This window comes from Shewanella sp. 10N.7 (assembly GCF_020806285.1).
In the GTDB taxonomy this organism is placed as follows: Bacteria; Pseudomonadota; Gammaproteobacteria; order Enterobacterales; family Shewanellaceae; genus Shewanella; species Shewanella electrodiphila.
Genome location: NZ_JAJGZS010000010.1, coordinates 14128 through 34336, shown reverse-complemented (window position 1 = coordinate 34336; position 20209 = coordinate 14128). Strand labels below are relative to the sequence as shown.

At 40.4% G+C, this 20209-nt stretch carries 17 protein-coding genes; 8 read left to right on the top strand and 9 right to left on the bottom strand.

Translation table 11 applies throughout. The features are described from left to right. Positions 1-76: 76 nt before the first annotated feature. From dxs to xseB, 3 genes are read right to left on the bottom strand one after another with little or no spacing between them, the layout of a single operon-like run. Positions 77-1969 (bottom strand): 1-deoxy-D-xylulose-5-phosphate synthase, encoded by a 1893-nt coding sequence (gene dxs, locus LMH66_RS08165; RefSeq protein WP_229369215.1) that lies wholly within the window; start codon positions 1967-1969, stop codon positions 77-79. 20 nt (positions 1970-1989) lie between these two features. Beyond that, a complete protein-coding gene (ispA, locus tag LMH66_RS08160) occupies positions 1990-2871 on the bottom strand; it encodes a (2E,6E)-farnesyl diphosphate synthase (RefSeq protein ID WP_102529052.1) in 882 nt (293 codons plus the stop codon). Then, entirely contained in the window at positions 2872-3108 is a 237-nt protein-coding gene (gene xseB / locus LMH66_RS08155; protein ID WP_102529053.1) for an exodeoxyribonuclease VII small subunit, read from the bottom strand. It lies immediately after the preceding gene. A gap of 415 nt (positions 3109-3523) precedes the next feature. On the opposite strand from xseB, the gene pomA reads away from it, so the two are divergent. The 3 genes from pomA (at position 3524) to thiI (ending at position 7067) form a co-directional block, all read left to right on the top strand. Beyond that, the gene (gene pomA / locus LMH66_RS08150; RefSeq protein WP_102529054.1) at positions 3524-4291 is read left to right on the top strand and encodes a flagellar motor protein PomA; all 768 of its coding nucleotides are present in this window, start codon (positions 3524-3526) and stop codon (positions 4289-4291) included. A 3-nt stretch (positions 4292-4294) separates the two neighbouring features. Then, positions 4295-5230 (top strand): flagellar motor protein MotB, encoded by a 936-nt coding sequence (locus LMH66_RS08145; protein WP_229369213.1) that lies wholly within the window; start codon positions 4295-4297, stop codon positions 5228-5230. A gap of 382 nt (positions 5231-5612) precedes the next feature. Then, positions 5613-7067 (top strand): tRNA uracil 4-sulfurtransferase ThiI, encoded by a 1455-nt coding sequence (gene thiI / locus LMH66_RS08140; RefSeq protein ID WP_229369211.1) that lies wholly within the window; start codon positions 5613-5615, stop codon positions 7065-7067. A gap of 301 nt (positions 7068-7368) precedes the next feature. Here thiI and LMH66_RS08135 read toward each other — a convergent pair whose 3' ends face one another. Continuing rightward, positions 7369-7605: a hypothetical protein gene (locus LMH66_RS08135; RefSeq protein WP_229369209.1), complete on the bottom strand. Its 237-nt coding sequence runs from the start codon at positions 7603-7605 to the stop codon at positions 7369-7371. Between the two features lie 181 nt (positions 7606-7786). Between LMH66_RS08135 and LMH66_RS08130 the strand changes: the two genes are divergently transcribed. The 4 genes from LMH66_RS08130 to rlmM all read left to right on the top strand — a co-directional run bounded on the left by LMH66_RS08130 (position 7787) and on the right by rlmM (position 11242). Next, positions 7787-8698: a transcriptional regulator GcvA gene (locus LMH66_RS08130; protein WP_102529058.1), complete on the top strand. Its 912-nt coding sequence runs from the start codon at positions 7787-7789 to the stop codon at positions 8696-8698. Between the two features lie 64 nt (positions 8699-8762). After that, positions 8763-9497, top strand: coding sequence for an alpha/beta family hydrolase (locus LMH66_RS08125; protein WP_229369207.1), 735 nt, complete (start codon positions 8763-8765; stop codon positions 9495-9497). A gap of 38 nt (positions 9498-9535) precedes the next feature. After that, positions 9536-9916 (top strand): DUF423 domain-containing protein, encoded by a 381-nt coding sequence (locus LMH66_RS08120; protein ID WP_102529060.1) that lies wholly within the window; start codon positions 9536-9538, stop codon positions 9914-9916. 231 nt (positions 9917-10147) lie between these two features. Then, positions 10148-11242, top strand: a complete 1095-nt coding sequence (gene rlmM, locus LMH66_RS08115) for a 23S rRNA (cytidine(2498)-2'-O)-methyltransferase RlmM (RefSeq protein ID WP_102529061.1) — start codon at positions 10148-10150, stop codon at positions 11240-11242. A 110-nt stretch (positions 11243-11352) separates the two neighbouring features. Here rlmM and LMH66_RS08110 read toward each other — a convergent pair whose 3' ends face one another. Then, positions 11353-12363: an isocitrate dehydrogenase gene (locus tag LMH66_RS08110; RefSeq protein WP_102529062.1), complete on the bottom strand. Its 1011-nt coding sequence runs from the start codon at positions 12361-12363 to the stop codon at positions 11353-11355. Between the two features lie 496 nt (positions 12364-12859). On the opposite strand from LMH66_RS08110, the gene LMH66_RS08105 reads away from it, so the two are divergent. Beyond that, the gene (locus LMH66_RS08105) at positions 12860-15616 is read left to right on the top strand and encodes a S9 family peptidase (protein WP_229369206.1); all 2757 of its coding nucleotides are present in this window, start codon (positions 12860-12862) and stop codon (positions 15614-15616) included. A gap of 157 nt (positions 15617-15773) precedes the next feature. On the opposite strand, the gene LMH66_RS08100 is transcribed toward LMH66_RS08105, so the two are convergent. The 4 genes from LMH66_RS08100 to LMH66_RS08085 all read right to left on the bottom strand — a co-directional run bounded on the left by LMH66_RS08100 (position 15774) and on the right by LMH66_RS08085 (position 20150). Then, positions 15774-16238, bottom strand: a complete 465-nt coding sequence (locus tag LMH66_RS08100; RefSeq protein ID WP_229369205.1) for a DUF3192 domain-containing protein — start codon at positions 16236-16238, stop codon at positions 15774-15776. A gap of 3 nt (positions 16239-16241) precedes the next feature. Continuing rightward, entirely contained in the window at positions 16242-17018 is a 777-nt protein-coding gene (gene xni / locus LMH66_RS08095; RefSeq protein WP_102529065.1) for a flap endonuclease Xni, read from the bottom strand. Between the two features lie 175 nt (positions 17019-17193). Continuing rightward, entirely contained in the window at positions 17194-18558 is a 1365-nt protein-coding gene (ppnN, locus tag LMH66_RS08090; protein ID WP_229369204.1) for a nucleotide 5'-monophosphate nucleosidase PpnN, read from the bottom strand. Positions 18559-18593: 35 nt separating this feature from the next. Then, positions 18594-20150, bottom strand: coding sequence for a GGDEF domain-containing protein (locus tag LMH66_RS08085; protein WP_229369203.1), 1557 nt, complete (start codon positions 20148-20150; stop codon positions 18594-18596). Positions 20151-20209 lie beyond the last annotated feature (59 nt).

Here is a 20209-nt window from a genome sequence, read left to right as displayed (position 1 = left end):
TATTAATCAAACCTCAAGTATAAAAAAGGACTGCAATTGCAGTCCTTTTTTTGTGTTTTGCTAATAATATTGAAGCTTAGTCAATATATTGCTTAATCTGCTCTAACACGCCAGCGCCATCAAGCTTTAATTCTTGAATAATTTCATCAGGCGCACCATGTTTGATGAACTCATCAGGTAGGCCGATTTGCAGAACTGGTTTAATGATTTTCATTTTCTGTAATGCTTCAATCACACCACTACCTGCACCGCCCATAATGGCGTTCTCTTCAAGCGTGACGATAATATCATGACTATTGGCAAGTTCAGCCAGTAGCGCTTCATCTAGAGGCTTAACAAAGCGCATGTCTGCAACGGTAGCATCTAAGGCTTCTGCAGCTTCAAGAGCAGCAGCTAAAGTGGTTCCGAAGTTTACAATGGCAATACTGGCTTTTTTGCTTGTGCTTTGAACATCAGTGCCTTGTCGTTTAATGACACCTTTACCGATGGGGATTTCAGTCATCACTTCAGTTTGCTCGATACCTGTGGCACTACCGCGAGGGTAACGAACAGCTGTAGGACCTGCTTTATAACGATAACCTGTATATAGCATTTGACGACATTCATCTTCATCAGACGGTGCCATTATCACCATGTTAGGTACGCAGCGTAAGAAACTTAAATCAAATGCGCCTTGGTGGGTTGGGCCATCAGCGCCAACGATACCGCCACGGTCAATGGCGAATAATACCGGTAAACGTTGTAAGGCCACATCATGAATGATTTGGTCATAACCACGTTGCAAGAAGGTAGAATAAATGGCCACAACAGCATTAAAGCCTTCACAAGCAAATCCCGCACCTAAGGTAACAGCATGTTGCTCAGCAATCGCGGCATCAAAGTATTGTTTAGGGAATTTTTGAGAAAACTCAACCATTCCTGAACCTTCACGCATGGCAGGTGTAATGGCTAACAGCTTTTCATCTTCCTTAGCTACGTCACAAAGCCACTTACCAAACACTTGTGAGAAGGTCGGTGAGCTAGGTTTCGCTTTAGGTTTTCTAAACTGAGTGTGGTCAAATTTGGGTACTGCGTGCCAGCCAATAGGATCTTTCTCTGCTGGCTCATAACCACGACCTTTCTTGGTCATGATATGTAATATTTGTGGTCCTTTAAGATCACGCATATTGCGTAAGGTTTCAACTAAAGAATCAACATCATGACCGTCAATTGGGCCAATATAGTTGAAGCCAAGTTCTTCAAATAAAGTCCCTGGTACAACCATGCCTTTAAGGTGTTCTTCAGTGCGCTTTGCCATTTCTTTGATGACAGGCATGCCCTTAAGCACTTTTTTACTACCTTCACGAATGGTGGTGTAAAAACGGCCTGACATCAATTGGGCTAAATGGTTGTTTAATGCACCGACGTTTTCAGAGATTGACATCTCGTTGTCATTTAACACAACTAACATGTCATTGTGTAAGTCACCTGCGTGGTTCATGGCTTCAAATACCATGCCGCCAGTCATTGCACCGTCACCGATAACAGCAACGACTTTACGATCTTTCTGCTCTTTTTCAGCAGCAACAGCCATGGCTAATGCCGCACTGACAGAAGTGCCAGAGTGACCAACACTGAATGTGTCATATTCACTTTCTTCGCGCCAAGGAAAAGGATGCAATCCATTTTTTTGACGAATAGTGTGCATCTGGTCTCGACGACCCGTTAAGATTTTATGTGGGTAAGCTTGATGTCCTACATCCCAAACCACGCGATCAAATGGCGTGTTGTAGACATAGTGAAGCGCTACTGTTAATTCAACAGTACCCAAGCCTGAAGCAAAATGGCCACTCGAGTTGCTGACTGATTTTAGCAAGAATTGTCTTAACTCATCAGACAGTTGTGGCAGCATGCCTTGAGGCAGCTTTTTTAAATCTTCAGGCGTATTAGCTTGTGCCAATACCGGAAATTGAGAATTATCGAAACTCATAAGGAGATAAACTGTCTCTTTTATAATCTTCGCGCAATGATATAGCGGGCGAAGTCTGCAATTAACTGGCTATTGTAGGTTAAATTTGCCAGCGCTGATAGTGCATCGTTAATTAGTTGCTCGGCACATTCATTTGCACCTTGCAGTCCAAGCAAGCGAGGAAAAGTACTCTTGTTCGCTTCTTCATCACTGCCTTGGGGCTTACCTAACTCTTCTGTGCTAGATGTGATGTCTAGAATGTCATCTTGAACTTGAAAAGCTAAGCCGATATTAGCGGCGAACTCTCTAATAATCCGTTGTTCTTTTTGACTTGCATTAGCAGCAATTAAAGCCAACTCTGCAGCACAACTGATCAGCGCACCGGTTTTTTTATTATGTAATTGGGTTAACTGTTCAAGGTTGATACGTTTGTCTGTTGAGCTGAGATCAATTGCTTGACCGCCACACATACCACTATAACCTGATGCTTTTGCTAACGCGGTGACCATTGCTAATTGTTGCTGCGCCGATATGTTGTCATTTGGCTGGCATATCAGTTCAAAAGCCAATGTTTGTAATGCATCGCCAGCAAGAATGGCTGTGGCTTCATCAAAAGCGATATGAACAGTGGGTTTGCCTCTGCGAAGGGCATCATCATCCATCGCAGGTAAGTCATCATGAATTAATGAGTAAGCATGGATACATTCGATGGCTGCAGCTGCATTATCTAGTAAAGCTAAATCTGCGCCTAACATTTCGCCAATGCTGTAAACCATAAAAGGGCGAATTCGTTTGCCGCCTAATAAAGCCCCATGGCTCATCGCTGCTTTTAATTCAGGGGCACTATCGTCGAGTTCTGCAAGTTTATTTCTCAGAACGTTATCGACGCGTTGTTGATACTTTTCAATTGCTTGGGCTAACACTTATTCGCCTTCAACGGTAAATGGGCTCAGGTTAGTATCATCTTCATCTAATAAGATGGATACTTTCTGTTGTGCTTGTTCAAGCTTGGATTGGCTTTGGCGAACCAACTTTATTCCACGCTCAAATTGTTTGAGGGCACTGTCTAATGTGACTTCACCTTGCTCAAGATCTGCAACAATGTTTTCAAGCTCCGATAAGGACTCTTCAAAACTAAGATTCTCAGGTTTTTTTGCCACAATAATGTTTCCTTATGTTGTGCGCAGGACAAAGTATATCAGGGCGAGCTAAGGGTCAAATTGAGTCGTAGTTTATTTGCTCAATAGCACGCTTTGTGACTGAAAAATTATACAATGAGTAAAATAACTCTAAACTTGGGCTAAGTTTGACCGATAACTATAACGAATGCCAGTTTCCTTCATCGACAAGTATTATTCATAACTTATATTGAAAATGCTTTTTATACCGTGGAATTGATTGATTTTTTTACACCACTGGCTATTTTTTAAAGAATGCTGGCTATCGAGTGTTTTTTTAGTAATTGAACTATTATCACTGACACTCAGGGTGTTACATTAATATCGATAAGACGGTTAACCATTTTACGGTTTTAATCAGTAGGCAGCATTATAAGACTGCAATCAAGGAGACATTGTGGATTTAGCAACCCTAATAGGTTTAATCGGAGCCTTTGCTTTTATTATTGGGTCTATGGTCAGCAGTGGTGGTATTTCAATATTTGTTGATGTGCCATCAGTGATGATTGTATTTATTGGTTCATTGTTCGTTGTAATGATGAAGTACAATTTAAAGCAGTTTCTGGGTGCTGTTAAAATTGGCGCTAAAGCTTTTATGTTTAAAATCGATAAGCCAGAAGATTTAATCGAACAATCGGTTAATATGGCTGATGCTGCCCGTAAAGGTGGATTTTTGGCATTAGAAGAGGCTCAAATCACTAATAGCTTTATGCAGAAAGCCGTTGATATGTTGGTCGATGGCCATGATGGCGATGTGGTTCGTGAAGCCTTAGAAAAAGATATTGCACTTACTGAAGAACGTCATAAAACCGGTGTTGGTATATTTAAGTCTCTAGGTGATGTTGCGCCAGCAATGGGGATGATCGGTACCTTGATTGGCCTCGTTGCCATGTTATCTAATATGGATGATCCTAAATCGATTGGTCCATCAATGGCCGTTGCTTTGTTAACAACGCTTTATGGCGCAATAATTGCGAACATGATTGCGATCCCGATTGCCGATAAACTTCAATTAAGAATGAGTGAAGAATTGCTCAACCGTAATTTGATTATGGATGCCGTATTAGCGATTCAAGATGGCCAAAACCCGCGTGTAATCGAAGGTTTCCTTAAAAACTACTTATCTGAAAAATCACGTCAAATTGATACAACGGACGGAGAATAACTCATGGCTAAGAAGGCCAAGTGTGATTGTCCACCGCCCGGAGCACCATTGTGGTTAGCGACATTTGCTGACCTAATGTCGTTGTTGATGTGTTTCTTCGTTCTACTGCTAGCATTCTCTGAAATGGATGTGATGAAGTTCAAGCAAATCGCTGGCTCGATGAAGTACGCATTTGGCGTACAAAATAAAGTGGAAGTAAAAGATATTCCTAAAGGAACTTCAGTCATCGCATTGGAGTTTCGACCTGGTAAACCTGATCCGACACCGATTGAAATTATTAATCAGCAAACCAATGAAATGACCCAACAAACCATTGAGTATCAAGCGGGTGATGATGCCAGTGCGGGCGGTGTGCAAAAACAACAAGGTGAAAACAGAGGCGGTAATGCAGCTGCTACAGCACAACAGCAAGCTCAAGCTCAAGAATCTCAGTCATCATCAGAGCAAGAAAACATTAACGAGCAAGTTAAAAAGATGGCCGAGAAACTCAACGAAGAGATTGTTGATGGTGCGATTGAAATCGAATCATTAGGTCAACAAATCATAATTCGAATTCGAGAGAAAGGTTCATTTGCCTCAGGCTCTGGTTTCTTACAGCCGCGGTTTAAACCTGTTGTCCGCTCTATTGGTGACTTGCTCAAAGATGTTCCGGGGATCATTACTGTCTCAGGTCATACCGATGGCATGCATATCAGTAATGAGCTTTATAGTTCTAACTGGGATTTATCGAGTAAGCGTGCGGTTGCTGTGGCTCACGAACTTGCTAAAGTGAAAGGTTTTGATGAGGCGAGAATGAGAGTGGTTGGCATGGCATCAAACTCGCCACTAGTCCCCAATGACTCTAATCAAAATCGCAGTAGAAATCGCCGCGTTGAGATTTCTATTGAGCAAGGTAAAGCAAAAGAGTCGAGAGAAATTGAAGCTATCCCGCAGCAATAAAGGGCGCGGATTAATCAATTTTATCAGTTTACAATCGGATGTTTTTCGAGTTCGTTTTTGTTGATTTAAATGATTTTAAAAGAGTTTTACGCAGACGATAAAAGGCCGTTTTAATAATTGTGATTCACTTTTATTAACGCGGCTTTTTTTATGTTTTCTAGTTTATAAACCGAAACGCGCTCTAGTCTAGGTATTGCTATTTAATGTGTTTGGTTAATAGTCAATTTTTGCTATAATCCCGCCCTTAAATGGCTGGTCACTGTCCAGCCATCGTTTTTTATGCCTTTTTAGTCAGTAATATGAATGCCATAAGCGTCTTTTTGCCGAGATAATATTACTGCTTAATAAGGCTTATACCGAATCAGATGCCCGCGGAAATCCAATGAAGTTTATCGTAAAGCTATACCCAGAAATCATGATGAAAAGTAAAACCGTTAGAATGCGTTTTACTAAAATCCTTGAAACTAACATTCGCAATGTACTTAAAAAAGTTGATGAAGACGTAAGAGTACAGCGCCAATGGGATCGCATTATGATCCACGTAGCTAGCGATGAACAAGCCAGAGTTGATGCAATTTCTGCACGTCTAGAGTGTATTCCTGGTATTGCCCATGTTATTCAAGTAGATGAATACAGCTTCGATTCTATTGATGATATTTATCAGCAAGTGCTACCTGTTTATAAAGACGAATTGGCAGGCAAAACGTTCTGTGTTCGTGTAAAACGTACAGGTAAGCATGACTTTAATTCGATTGAGGTTGAGCGTTATGTGGGTGGCGGATTAAATCAGCACACTGAAGCCGCAGGCGTTAAGCTTAAAAATCCTGATATGACAGTCAATTTAGAAATTGATCACGAGAAACTGTATATGGTTGTTCGTCGTATTGAAGGTTTGGGTGGATTCCCAATGGCCACTCAAGAAGACGTGTTATCACTTATCTCTGGTGGTTTTGATTCAGGTGTTTCTAGCTACCAATTTATTAAGAAAGGTGCACGTACCCATTACTGCTTCTTTAACTTGGGCGGCGCTCAACACGAAATCGGTGTGAAGCAGGTTGCTTATCATCTATGGCAGAAATACGGTGAGTCTCACAAAGTTCGTTTCATCACTGTGCCATTTGAACCTGTTGTTGAAGAAATTTTAGAAAGAATCGATAACGGTCAAATGGGGGTTATCTTAAAACGTGTCATGATGCGCGCCGCAACTAAAATTGCTGACAAGTATGGTATCCAAGCATTGGTGACTGGCGAAAGTTTAGGTCAAGTATCTAGCCAAACTCTCACTAATCTTAACGTAATTGACCGTTGTACTGATCTGTTAATCTTGCGCCCGCTTATTACAATGGATAAGCAAGACATTATTAACGAAAGCCGCAAAATTGGTACCGAAGATTTTGCTAAGGCAATACCTGAATATTGTGGTGTTATTTCGCAAAAGCCAACAGTTAAAGCTGTGCTAGCTAAGATTGAAGCTGAAGAGCTTAAATTTACTGAAGACTTAATTGATCGCGTCGTAAATGATGCAGTGGTTATCGATATTAAGCAAATCGCTGAAAAAGTAGAGACTACGGTCAGTGAAACAGAAACCGTTGAAGCAATTGATAATGGTGATATCGTTATTGATATCCGTGCTCAAGACGAAGAAGAGCAAAATCCGCTGAGTATCGAAGGTACTGAAATTTTAAAAATTCCTTTCTTTAAGTTAGCGACTCAGTTTGCTGATTTAGATAAAGAGAAAACTTACCTTTTATATTGTGACCGCGGTGTGATGAGTAAACTGCAAGCGCTTTACTTAACAGAGCAAGGTTATAGCAACGTAAAAGTGTACCGCCCATAAACAATACACATCTTGGTAAGCGATACAGATATTGTGGCGCGTTGATATTACTGAGGTTTGTTATTTCTGAGGCTTGAAATTGCAGATCATTGAAGTTGCAGTAATAACGGTTTAAAACTTATTAAAAAATAGCTAGTGGTGTATACCGCTAGCTATTTTTTTATCTTCTATTCTCGAGGTTTGCCGTTAGCTACTTTAAGTTGAACCCATATTGTGGTTTTCTATAAAAAATGGCCATAAAAAAACCGCATCACCATTAATTTGGCTAATGCGGTTTTTTTGAATCTGTTTTTACAGTAGATTATTCAGCAATGCGAACTTCTGCTGTGGTCACTGTTGTTTGATCTTCTTTCTCAGCAACTAATGAGCTTTTAACATCGACATCAACGTTGTTCTGCATTTCTGTCATACTTTGCTCAAATTCAGCGTTCATTGACGCTTGCAGGTCGCTGATATCAATTGTTGAATCTGTAGCGTTAGCTGCAAAAGCGAAAGTAGAAAGTAAAGTTACAGTTGCTAGGGTTTTTAAGTTAAACATAAAGGGTCGCCTCCGGGCTGACAAATCATACTGTCGGACACTCCCTCTTTTCCATATTGAGATTGTCCAACTCACTAAATTTCAATGGTTATAATTTAAACGAATACAGTGTTCTTTACAAACGACAAAAAATAACGATAATCATTAGAAAAACTAATTAAAAAACGAGAGATTGATCACTATGTCGAGAAGATTGCCACCTTTGAACGCGGTCAAAGCTTTCGAAGCCGCTGCCAGACACTTGAGTTTTACCCGTGCGGCAGAAGAACTTTTTGTGACTCAAGCGGCGGTGAGTCATCAAATTAAAGCATTAGAAGATTTTTTAGGTTTAAAACTATTTCGCCGTAAAAACCGCTCGTTATTATTAACGGAAGAAGGCCAGAGTTATTTTCTCGATATCAAAGATATCTTTATCCAACTTGGGGAATCTACGGACCGCCTTTTAGCAAGAAGTGCGATAGGTTCATTAACGGTAAGTATGTCTCCAAGCTTTGCAATTCAATGGCTTGTGCCTCGATTGGCGAAGTTCAGTGAAAAAAATCCAGACATTGATGTGCGGATTAAAGCCGTAGACAGTGAAGCTGATTCATTAACTGATGACGTCGATGTTGCTATCTATTATGGTCAAGGCAATTGGCCAGGACTTCGCGCTGATAAGTTACGTAATGAAGTGCTTATTCCAGTTTGTTCACCCTTGTTACTCAATGGCCCTAAACCATTAGAGAAACCCAGTGATTTAAAAAATCACACCTTATTGCATGACTCAAGTCGCCATGATTGGCAAGCTTGGTTTAGACAATGCGGGATTAGTGAAATTAATGTTAACTCGGGGCCGATATTCAGTCATTCGTCATTGGTTTTACAAGCAGCAGCTCATGGACAAGGTGTGGCATTAGGTTATAGCGTGCTTGCTCGACCTGATATTAAGGCGGGGCGATTAGTGTGTCCTTTCTCAGAAGTATTAGTGAGTAAAGATGCTTACTACTTGGTTTGTCAGCAAAATCATTCCGAACTCGGTAAAGTTGCCGCGTTTAGAGAGTGGATGGTTGACATGTTTGCCGAAGAATCACGTAGTGAGTTACTTGCTGGTTAAGCTCGGCGAGGTGCAATTTGCTTCGCCTAATATTATGTCTACATGATTACTGATAAGCCCAATAATGACAAAACTTGAAAATAGACTAACACCAGTGCCTGAAATAGACATTGAATCGATTTTATTAGGCAAGCCCAGTAAAACTTTGGTGGTTTTTGCCCACGGCGCCGGCGCTAATATGCATTCCGACTTTATGGAGCAAGTGGCAAACGATCTTGCACAAACTGGCGTGCAAGTTTTACGGTTTAACTTCTTATATATGCAAGCCAACATGCAAGACGGTAAGCGTAGACCACCCGATAGAGCGCCTAAGTTACTTAATTACTACCAACAAGTGCTAGTTGATATTGAACATCAAATCAAACAGGGCAGCTTAATTACGGAAAATATTATCCTCATGGGGAAATCCATGGGGGGAAGAATGTCAGCGATTATTACAACGCCTGAATTAAGTGATATCGCCAAAGTTGAAATACACCCTGAGTTTGAGCAAGTAAAAAAGCGAATCAAGGCAGTAATGTGTTTAGGTTATCCATTTGTGCCGCTAAAAGGGGGAGAGCCCCGTTTATCGCCGATAAATGATGCCTCAGTGCCTGTGATGGTGTTACAGGGAGAGCGTGATAAGTTTGGTGGCAAAACAGAAATACCACTTTGGCCACTAAGCGATGCCATTAGATTAGGCTGGATTACTGATGGCGATCATAGTTTTAAGCCAAGAAAGTCGTCAGGTGCCACTTTAGAGGCTAATCTGCAAGATTGTGTTGAGCAATGTAAGCAGTTTATCGATTTACACGTTTAATAATTTTTGATGATAGTTGAATTTTTAAAGGCAATGAAATGAAAAAAGGCTTGTTACTATTAGCTGCATTGAGTGGTTTTCTTGCGGTTGGTTTAGGCGCATTTGGCGCTCATGGACTTAAAAATATTGCTCCTCCTGAACTTGTAGCTATTTTTAAGCTGGGAGTGGATTATCATTTCTACCATACCTTTGCGATTATTGCGGTCGCTTTTGCTGGGCATTGGATATCTTCAAAATTACTTAATTGGGCAGCAGGCCTATTCTTTGTTGGGATATTACTGTTCTCTGGCTCGCTATATGTTTATGCATTCACAGGGGCTAAATGGATTGGCCCGATAACGCCAATGGGCGGCCTTTGTATGTTATTAGGTTGGTTACTGTTTGCGCTTGCTATCTTTAAGCATGAAGATAAAGTCTAGAATCACTTTGGATTAATAGCGTCAACTTAATATCGTTTGATGTTTGATGATTAATATTGCTACAGAGCCGCACAAAGGCAACTTTTTGCGGCTTTGTTGTTTTCGCTTTTTATATCTTCAATTCACACAGTGTCTGTAAAGTTGCGTATAATGCAGCTCAATATTGTATTTTTAATTGTACTGACTAACGACACTCAATCTTGAGTCTCGTTTTGAAGCTTAAGGTTCACCATGAAAAACCTATTTTTGTTCTGCCGTGCAGGTTATGAAAAAGATTGTGCTGCAGAAATTCAACAGCGAGCAGCTGACTTGAATATTGGTGGTTTTGTTAAAACCAATACCAACGATGCCTATGTTATTTACCAATGCTTTGAAGAAGATGGTGGTGAGCAGCTAGCCAAGAAAATCGAACTGAACTCGTTAGTCTTTGCCAGACAAATGTTTGCAGCTAATGACTTATTAAAGGGCTTGCCTGAAACTGACCGTGTTTCACCCGTTGTGGCGGCATTGTCAGGTGTCACTAAAGCAGGTGAATTAAGAGTCGAAACGCCTGATACCAATGAAGCTAAAGAATTATCTGGATTCTGTCGTAAGTTCACCGTGCCATTGCGCCAGGGGCTAAAAAAGTCAGGTTCATTACTTGCTCAAGAAAATGACAGAAGACCGATTATTCATGTTTGCTTTGTGGCGCCAGGTCAGGCTTATGTGGGTTACTCATTAACAAACAACAGCTCGCCTCATTTTATGGGTATTCCACGCCTCAAAATGGCTGCAGATGCGCCAAGTCGTTCAAGTTTAAAGTTGGATGAAGCTTTTGGGCATTTCTTAACAAAGGAAGAGCAAGAGCAACGTTGTCGTTCAGGCCTGCATTCTGTTGATTTAGGCGCTTGTCCAGGAGGCTGGACTTATCAGCTAGTTCGCCGTGGTATGTTTGTGGCAGCTGTTGATAATGGACCTATGGATCAAAAGCTAATGGATACAGGACAAGTACGTCATTATCGTGCTGACGGTTTTCGTTTTGAGCCACCAAGAAAGAACATTTATTGGCTAGTGTGTGACATGGTAGAAAAGCCATCACGTGTTGCTGAGTTAATGGAAGCTTGGGCCATTAATGGTTGGTTTAAAGAAGCTATCTTTAATCTTAAACTCCCAATGAAGAGTCGCTATAAAGAAGTTAAACAAATTCTTGATACCATGGCTGTGATTTTAAAAGAAAATGAAATTGATGACTTTAAAATCCAATGTAAACATCTTTACCATGACCGTGATGAAGTGACGGTACATTTATGGGTTAAGCCTAATACAGCCTGGAATTTTCACGATTAAGTAGCAAACAGGCATAGCGAGTAAAAACAGATATTAAAAAGCCCTTAGTGAATCACTAAGGGCTTTTTGTTAAAGCTTTTTAATTATTTACCGACTGATTGTCAGGTAAATTAACCTAAACGGTCAATAACAGCTTGGGTGAAGTCAGTAGTACCATGAGTACCGCCTAAATCACGAGTAGTACGGTCGCCTTCTTCGATCACTGCAGATACTGCTGCGCGGATCATTTCAGCTTTGTCAGCCATACCTAAGTATTCAAGCATCTGGATAGAAGCAAGAATAACAGACGTTGGGTTAGCTAAGTTTTTACCCGCGATATCAGGTGCGCTACCATGAACAGCTTCGAAAATAGCAGCATCTTTACCGATGTTAGCACCAGGTGCCATGCCTAAACCGCCAACTAGACCTGCACATAAGTCAGATAAGATATCGCCGAATAAGTTAGTGGTGACCAAAACGTCGAAATTTTCTGGATTCATAACCAACTTCATACAAGTTGCGTCAACAATCATTTCTTCTGTTTCGATATCTGGGTAACGTTCACTTACTTCACGTGCCACTTTCAAGAATAAACCTGAAGTTGATTTCATGATGTTAGCTTTATGAACGATAGTCACTTTTTTACGGTTTTCTTTACGCGCTAGTTCGTAGGCAAATGTTGTGATTTGCTCAGCGCCTTGGCGTGTAATGATACTGGTGGCTTCTGCTGTCGCGCCGTCATCAGACACTTTTTGACCTAAACCTGAGTACATACCTTCCGTGTTCTCACGAACGGTAATGATATCAATGTTGTCGTAACGTGCTTGAGTACCGTTAAATGAAAGTACTGGGCGTACGTTTGCGTATAGGCTGAATTTTTTACGTAAGCTCACGTTAATTGAAGTGAAGCCTTCTCCAACAGGTGTTGTTAAAGGTCCTTTCAATGTAATACGGTTTTTTTCGATTAGGTCTAAGGTACGCTGTGGTACTAATTCACCTTGCTTTTCTAGTGCGGCTAAACCGGCGTCTGCAAATTCATATTCAAAGTCGCAACCAGCTTTGTCGAGAATCTTTAAAGCGGAATCGATAATGCTTGGTCCAATCCCGTCACCTGGGATTACGGTTATAGTACGTTTTGGCATGGATAGTCCTTCCACTTAGTGGTTACTGCATTTTCCTGTCAGTGTTAATAACACTGTTACGGGACGATTAACTAACGGTTCTGTTGCGGCGCATTTTAACGAATTTTGAAATTTTTTTACAGGATTTAGTGAGATAAATCACATATTTTTTAAGTTTTTTAAGTTAATCCTCAGCTGATTGCTTTAAGATATTCACAACAGCTTAAATTAAAGCTTCAATATGCGTCATATTTAGACCGTGATTGTTGCTGATTCGTTAATTGGTTCGGTTAATTTACCAAGATAGCTTATTGAGATTAGATTTTTTGAACAGACGACTTTGGTCTAGCAGTTTAAAAAATAAACTTAATTATTGTTTTTGCTAAAAAGAGAACAGAATTATACATTGATGGTAAACGATCTATTTCCACTCATGTAAAATATGTCGTTTCTTATGCTTAAGCGTTAGGATGAGTCTTCAAGACTTAGCCGTTTAAAAATAATAAATATAACGAGGATGACTTTGAAGTTACATAAACTTATTCCCTTGACGTTATTCACAGCGTCAATGTCGCTTGCTGCGGCTGAACAACCCACTTCATTATCGCTAAATGACATTATGCATTTTGAAACGCTTAAGCAGCCAGTGATTTCTGATAATGGAAAGACCATCGCTGTTGAAGCAATGCCTGATAGAGGTGATAGCCGGGCACTGATCAATATTGTTGAATCTAAGAAGCAGTTTGTTATTGCTGGCGGCTCAGATGTTAAGCTTAACAGCCAAGGCAGTTTTGCCATTGCGACGCTTAATCCGACGTTATTAGAAAAGAAGACATTAAAAAAATCGGAACTGCATTCAGGGCTTGCATTATTCAACACCGAAACGGCTGAACAACAAAACTTCGAGAAAGTGAAACATGCAGAGTTTAGCCAGGATGGGCTCTTTTTAGCGATTTGGTTTGAAGTTGAAGAAGCCGAGGGTGATGAAGATAAAGACGCACCTAGTATCAATGAAAAAGACATTGGCAGTGCAATAAAACTGATTCAATTAGCTGACAACTCAAGCCACGACTTTGACAATGTGACTCAATTTAGTTTTGATCGCGTCGGTAAAAACTTTGTTGTTGCTATTAATGATATCAAAACAAATCAACACCTCATTAAAAAAGTTAACTTAACCAATAATACCCTTAAGCAAGTGTTTAAAAACATTGATAGCCAGGTTGGAGAGCTAAGTTTATCTGATGATGGTCAATGGCTCGCTTTCACTCAAGGTGACGCTAAAGTCGAACGTGATGAGCGTGAATATCAGCTTTCACTATTAAACTTAACCACATTTAAATTGAAAGAAACGCCACTGGATGATGACTGGACATTAAACCAATATTCTAAAGTGTTTTTCTCTGAAGACAGTTTGCGACTATTTATTGGCCGCGTACCTCAGGTTGATAAAGTGGTTTCGTTAGCAGAGATCGAGTCTGAAGCTGACTTATATGATACCAGTGTGGTTACAGGTCTTCGTAATTTGAAAGTGTGGCATGGCGATGACCCAAAGATAAAGCCTCATGAAGTTAAGCAATATTCAAAAGAGCAACAACGCACTTATTTATCTGTACTGCATGTAAAAGCAAATCGCATAGTCCAACTTGCTGATGAAGCGATTCCAGATGTGCAATATGGAGAGCAGCAACGTTATCTACTGGCGACCTCAGATGTGCCATATCAGAAAATGATCACTTGGGCGGGTTTTTACCAAGACGTTTATCTGGTTGATTTAAATACTGGTAGAAAGTTGCAGTTACTGACTCAGCATCCATCTAATGAAATGCCAACATTATCGCCTAATGCACGCTTTGTTGCTTATTATCAACAAGGCCAGCTATTTATGTACGATATTGCAGGCGTGAGAAGACACACCATCTCAAAAGATATTAGCGTCAGTTTTGCCAATGAAGATCATGATTATCCAGGTAATGCACCGAGCTATGGTTTCGGTTCTTGGTTAGCAGATGGCTCAGGCATTATTGCCTATGACAAATATGACATTTGGCAGTTCAACTCGTCATCTTTTGACGGCTTTATGTTGTCAAAAGGGGAAGGGCGTAAGACTAAAACGCAACTGCGTATAGAAGGGCAATACGAAGACGGCGATGTGCCTGCTGTTGTCACACAAGATCAATCATTGCTGATTCATGGTTATAACGAAACCACTAAAGCCGACAGTCTTTATAGTGCTACAGTTGGCGTTTCTAGTTTGACCGAATTAGTTGATAGTAACGCTAAACTGAAAATCTTAGCGCGCAGTAAAAATGCAGATACTATCGTGTATTCGAAAGAGCGTTATGATTTGTTTCCAGATCTTTATACCGCTAGCGTGAACTCACCAAATGATGCTGTAAAACAAACTGATTTAGACAAGCAACGTGATGGCTTTGATTGGGCAAGTGCTGAGTTGGTTCAGTGGAGCGATGCTGATGGTCGTAAAACTGATGGCGTATTGATTAAACCCACTCATTATCAAGAAGGTAAGCAATACCCTGTCATGGTGTATTTTTACCGCTTTATGAGCGACCGTTTACATTCATTCCCGCATATGGCGATAAACCATCGTCCTAACTTTGCTTGGTATGCTGACAATGGCTACGCTATTTTCTTACCTGATATCCGTTTTGAAGTAGGTTATCCTGGGGCATCAGCAGTTAAAGGCTTAACTTCTGGCGTCCAAAAGCTTATCGATATGGGTATCGCCGATCCTGACGCTGTGGGGATTCAAGGGCATTCTTGGGGCGGCTATCAAACTGCTTTTGCGGTGACCCAGACAAATATATTTAAAGCTGCAGTAACAGGCGCCCCCGTATCGAACATGACCAGTGCATATAGTGGCATTCGTCATGGTTCAGGTTTAGCGCGTCAGTTCCAATACGAAACAGGCCAAAGCCGTATTGCTGAAAGCTTGTTTCAATCACCACAGAAATATATAGAAAACTCACCAGTGTTTTATGCTGAACGTATTCAAACCCCGATGATGATTATGTTTGGTGATAAAGATGATGCGGTGCCTTGGGAACAAGGTGTTGAATTATATCTGGCGATGCGCCGTACGGGGAAAGATGTGGTGTTCTTACAATATGAAGACGAACCACATCACTTGAAAAAGTACCCAAATAAATTAGATTACACGATTAGAATGAAGCAGTATTTTGACCATTACCTAAAGGGTGCAGATGCGCCAAAGTGGTTGGAAAAAGGCGAAGCTTATAAAGAATATAAGTAGCTACCTATATTCATTTAATCGAGCTAAATTGACTCTGTTAAGTCCAATAAAAATGCCACATTAAGTGGCATTTTTTATGTTTGCATGACGCTGGGTTCATTGAATAATACAACACGTTTAGCAAAATCAGTTCAGTGATTAGGCAAGCCTTTTAGTGTTACTTCAGGGTATCGCTTGTGGCTTCCGCTTCTACAGCTGGTAACACAGCGGTTGTAGAGGTCACAGGCTCTACAATGTTATTTAAAATTGGGATCTGCAAGAACTGGTCATAAGTTTCTTGCCCCCATGCAATCAGCTGCTCATCTTTAAACAACAAAGGTGTACACTCATCTTTGGTGGTTTTACCATCGGATTTTACGTGGTGCGTTCGATAAAACATAATTTGAAAGTTTGCGCTATCGGTAGCTTTGGCTTCGGTAAAGTCAGCGCGGCCCATCTGTTGACGAATGCTTTGAATACTTTGCCCAATGGTTATTTCGCTCAGCATCCTATGGTTAAACTCTTGTCTTTCTTGCCAGCTTCTATCTTCAGGACGAGGCTCATAAATGATGACAACGGTGATTGCGAATACGACATAAGCGATAAACATTGATGCAATAAGCATGGAGAGGGAAGGTTTCATTGCTTAAGCATTCCTTTCGTTTTGGGCTGGGACTCTAAATTGTTTCAGATTGATATTAAGTGGCATATGGCATTGTAGCTGTGCCAGTTTATAACTTACCCGTGCCATATCTTTGCCATCTAATAATTTTTGAGCTTGCTTTGCCCCAAGGTTATCGATTGATTTATATAAGTTGGCGAGGCTACGAAATTTATTTAATAAGTCTGCAGCTGATTTGGGGCCAATGCCAGCAATCCCTGGTACTTTATTGCCAGAATCACCTGCTAGAGCGATAAAGTCTAATATTTGATTTTGCTGAACGGCTAACTTCTTTTCGTATTCTTTTATCTCAAAATACTGTTGTTTGAAGTGGTCCCAGATATCGATATTCGATTGGCTAATTTGACCAAAACCTTTGTCCGTCGACACTATGATTGCTTTGCCATTATTTTCGGCGATTTTTGTGGCTAAGGTTGCAATGACATCATCAGCTTCTGAGGCAGCATCATGTGAATGTATGTTGGCTTCTGCTAAGGCAACTTTAATATCAGCTAATCCAGATTTTAACGCTGCAGGCATGGGCTTGCGGCCTTTTTTATAATCTGGGTATAAGCGCTTTCGCCAGGATTCTTCATCGCCGTCCCACACTACAATCGCATGAGTGGGTTTATGGTGGTTTAGGAGCTTTTTTGACGCAGATATTGTGCGCTCTTTGACACTGGCAATATCATTTTCATCTGGTAATACAGCATGAATACGTCTAACAAGATTGAGACCATCAATGATCAATAGTTTATTCATGTTTTATCTTTTCGTTGCTGGTGGCACAACTCAAGTGAGTCGTTGCAGGGAATATTTTATTATTAATATCACAGAGAAAGTCTATTTCATGTGACGCAAATTGTGATGACTAATCATATAGCTATTTAACGTGATATTAAACAACGCCCTGCATTTTACTTGGTCAAAGTGGCTTCTAGTCATCAGGGGTAACAATTTGATAGCAAGGGACATAAGCGCTACCTGGTAGCTTCATTCTTTGTTGCTTAACAAAAGCGTTTAGCAATTTATCCATCATCGTCATTAGTTGTTTATCACCACGGATTTCAAAGGGGCCAAACTCGTCGATTAATTTGATGGTATCGCTTTTTACATTACCAGCCACAATACCTGAAAATGCGCGCCTAAGTGTTGCGGCAAGCTCTGCTTTGTTTGGTTGAAAGTATAAATGCAAGTTCCCCATCACATCATGAGTAGGCTCAAAAGGTAGTTGAAATTCAGGCTCTATTTTTAATGACCACTGAAATTGATAGGCATCGCCTAAACTTTTACGCATCTCTTTTACCTTCAGCATGCCTTGTTTCATTATGCGGCCGACAGCGACGGGATCATCAATAACGATTTCATACTTGTCCTGTGCTTCTTGACCTAGCGTTGCGCCAATAAAGGCATCAATTTCTATGAAATAGTCAGCGCTCTCTTTGGGACCAGTTAGAATGAGCGGGAAGGGTAAATCTTGGTTTGCATGATTGAGTAAAATCCCCAGAATATACAGTAATTCCTCAGCTGTCCCTGCTCCGCCAGGAAAGATAACGATACCGTGCCCTAAGCGAACAAAGGCTTCTAAACGTTTTTCGATATCAGGCAATATGACTAATTCATTGACGATTTGATTTGGAGGCTCAGCGGCTATAATACTGGGTTCTGTTAAGCCGATATAACGTGCATTACTGACTCGCTGTTTTGCGTGTCCAATCGCAGCGCCTTTCATCGGGCCTTCCATCGCGCCAGGGCCACAACCGGTACAGATATCTAAGCCTCTTAATCCCAACTCGTAGCCGACTTCACGGGTGTATTGATATTCAATGGGGTTAATACTGTGACCGCCCCAACAAACAACCACATTGGGATCTTTCATCGGAGAAATGACTCTGGCATTACGCAGAATATCGAACACCACATTGGTGATGTGACTGGCATTGGTCAGGTTGATATGCTTTAAATTATCATATTTATTGTCGATATAGACAATGTCTCGTAAGACTGCAAATAGATGCTCTTGAATGCCCGCAATAATTTCTCCGTCGACAAAGGCCTGCTCTGGAGGGTTGATTAATTCAATTAATAGGCCCCGCTCACGCTGTAGTACATTGATATCAAAATTGGCGTAAGTGTCAAATAGGGTTTCTGAGTTATCACTTTGCAAACCGGAGGCGAGGACAGCAAGGGAGCAGTTTCTTAGCAGTTGGTAAAGTTCACTTTTAGCGCTTTGCTTTAAACGATTAACTTCCATTTGAGACAGTTGATCTAAACTGCCTCTAGGGCTAATTTTTACAATCATATGCAACTCCTCTTAGAGATGAGTTGCCTATGATATTAGATATCAATCACGACTCTATCTCTGCCATTATTTTTGGCTTTGTATAGGGCAGCATCGGCACGCTCGAAGGTTTCTTCAATACGCTCGTTGTTCATAACTTGCGCTGCACCAATGGATAATGTGACGGTAATACGCTGATTCTTAAATTTAAATGGGATGTTCTTAATTTTTTCCCGTACACGGTTTAATAATAAACCAATATTGTCTTGATTGATTTCTGGAAGCAATAAAACAAACTCTTCACCGCCATAACGGGCAACAAATTCACTTTCTCGTAAAGAGTTTTTTAATGCCATAGCAATCACTTGCAAGGTTTTATCACCGGTGCTATGGCCAAAGTTATCATTAACAGATTTAAAATAGTCAATGTCTGTTACTGCAACCCATAGCGGCGTATCAAAACGTTTATGATTTCTAAATTCTTGCTCCATTCTGTCTTCAAGCGCTGCACGATTTGGCAATTGAGTCAGTGGATCAAGTAAGTTCAGTTTTTGGTGTTCAAACAGCTTTTCTTTATAACTATTAGCTTCTTTAGTGATGCTGGTGAGTTCTTTGCGCATTGACTCAATGGATTTACGCAATAGTGCTTGTTCACGACTTTCTAATGCTTCCTTACGACTTAAGGCATCTTTTAATGATGAAAGCTGCACGGTAAGCGCTGTCTTTAATGCCATTAAATCATCAGACTCAATTAAAATGCCGTCAGCATTATCCACTCGTAAGTTAATTTCTTTATTAAGTTGAGTCTTAATTTGCTGTGAGCGGTCATTGTTATTGGCTGTATTTGTGACTACATCACGTACAACACTAATGGCATCATTGAGTGCATATAAAAAGTCTTGAGATGCCGTTTTCTCACGTGCGATATTATTAAGTAATAAGCTTAGAATCGTTTGATACGACTCAAGTAATGTATTCAGTTTGATGTCACCCATCAAGACTTCTTTCATCACTAAGATTTGATCACGCTGTTCTTTTCTAAATTCTATTTCTGAAATTTTATGGGCAAGCTCTTTCGCTAAAATGAGGTGTTGCGGCAAAATGACATGATCATCAGTGCCAGCAAACTCTTTTTGTAAAATATGCTCGTAGAAGCTAATCACTTGCTCTACTTTTGGAATGTATTCCCAAATGGTATGGATGGGCTTATTAAGATCTTTTTTAAAGTAATTGATTTCTTTTTTGATTTCATCAGGCGCAGAATCAACTCTTTGTATCTGACTGATGACCCGAGAAAGGCTAGTGCGACTTTCTTCAAGGCGCGTCATAGTATGGTTGTATTGGCCTTTTAATAACCGTTCAATTTCTACTAATTCAGGTAGCGCTTCATTGATTTGATCGTAACCTTGAAGGTGGTGACGCAATTTGGCTAAACGGTTATCGAGCTCAAGATTTTGTCCTTTGCAGGCTAGACTCAAATGCCCTAAGAATTGAATTAAAGTACGTAACTTTTCATTACGATCTTCATGGATTTCTTCGAGTGCCAACTTAGCCGAATTAAGCTTCTGTTTTAATAATGAAACTTGTGAGACTGCAGTTGAAGAATCTTTCATGCTTATAGGTTTCCTAAGATAAACAAATAACTAATAACATCAATAATCTAGCCGATTGA

What these genes read in the sequence shown, in the direction of transcription:
- LMH66_RS08120 (WP_102529060.1), top strand. Translation starts at nt 9,536, where the DNA reads ATGAAAAAAGGCTTGTTACTATTAGCTGCATTGAGTGGTTTTCTTGCG.
- thiI (WP_229369211.1), top strand. Translation starts at nt 5,613, where the DNA reads ATGAAGTTTATCGTAAAGCTATACCCAGAAATCATGATGAAAAGTAAA.
- ppnN (WP_229369204.1), bottom strand. Translation starts at nt 18,558, where the DNA reads ATGATTGTAAAAATTAGCCCTAGAGGCAGTTTAGATCAACTGTCTCAA.
- LMH66_RS08105 (WP_229369206.1), top strand. Translation starts at nt 12,860, where the DNA reads ATGACTTTGAAGTTACATAAACTTATTCCCTTGACGTTATTCACAGCG.
- LMH66_RS08125 (WP_229369207.1), top strand. Translation starts at nt 8,763, where the DNA reads ATGACAAAACTTGAAAATAGACTAACACCAGTGCCTGAAATAGACATT.
- LMH66_RS08085 (WP_229369203.1), bottom strand. Translation starts at nt 20,150, where the DNA reads ATGAAAGATTCTTCAACTGCAGTCTCACAAGTTTCATTATTAAAACAG.
- LMH66_RS08135 (WP_229369209.1), bottom strand. Translation starts at nt 7,605, where the DNA reads ATGTTTAACTTAAAAACCCTAGCAACTGTAACTTTACTTTCTACTTTC.
- LMH66_RS08100 (WP_229369205.1), bottom strand. Translation starts at nt 16,238, where the DNA reads ATGAAACCTTCCCTCTCCATGCTTATTGCATCAATGTTTATCGCTTAT.
- LMH66_RS08145 (WP_229369213.1), top strand. Translation starts at nt 4,295, where the DNA reads ATGGCTAAGAAGGCCAAGTGTGATTGTCCACCGCCCGGAGCACCATTG.
- LMH66_RS08130 (WP_102529058.1), top strand. Translation starts at nt 7,787, where the DNA reads ATGTCGAGAAGATTGCCACCTTTGAACGCGGTCAAAGCTTTCGAAGCC.
- rlmM (WP_102529061.1), top strand. Translation starts at nt 10,148, where the DNA reads ATGAAAAACCTATTTTTGTTCTGCCGTGCAGGTTATGAAAAAGATTGT.
- xni (WP_102529065.1), bottom strand. Translation starts at nt 17,018, where the DNA reads ATGAATAAACTATTGATCATTGATGGTCTCAATCTTGTTAGACGTATT.
- LMH66_RS08110 (WP_102529062.1), bottom strand. Translation starts at nt 12,363, where the DNA reads ATGCCAAAACGTACTATAACCGTAATCCCAGGTGACGGGATTGGACCA.
- dxs (WP_229369215.1), bottom strand. Translation starts at nt 1,969, where the DNA reads ATGAGTTTCGATAATTCTCAATTTCCGGTATTGGCACAAGCTAATACG.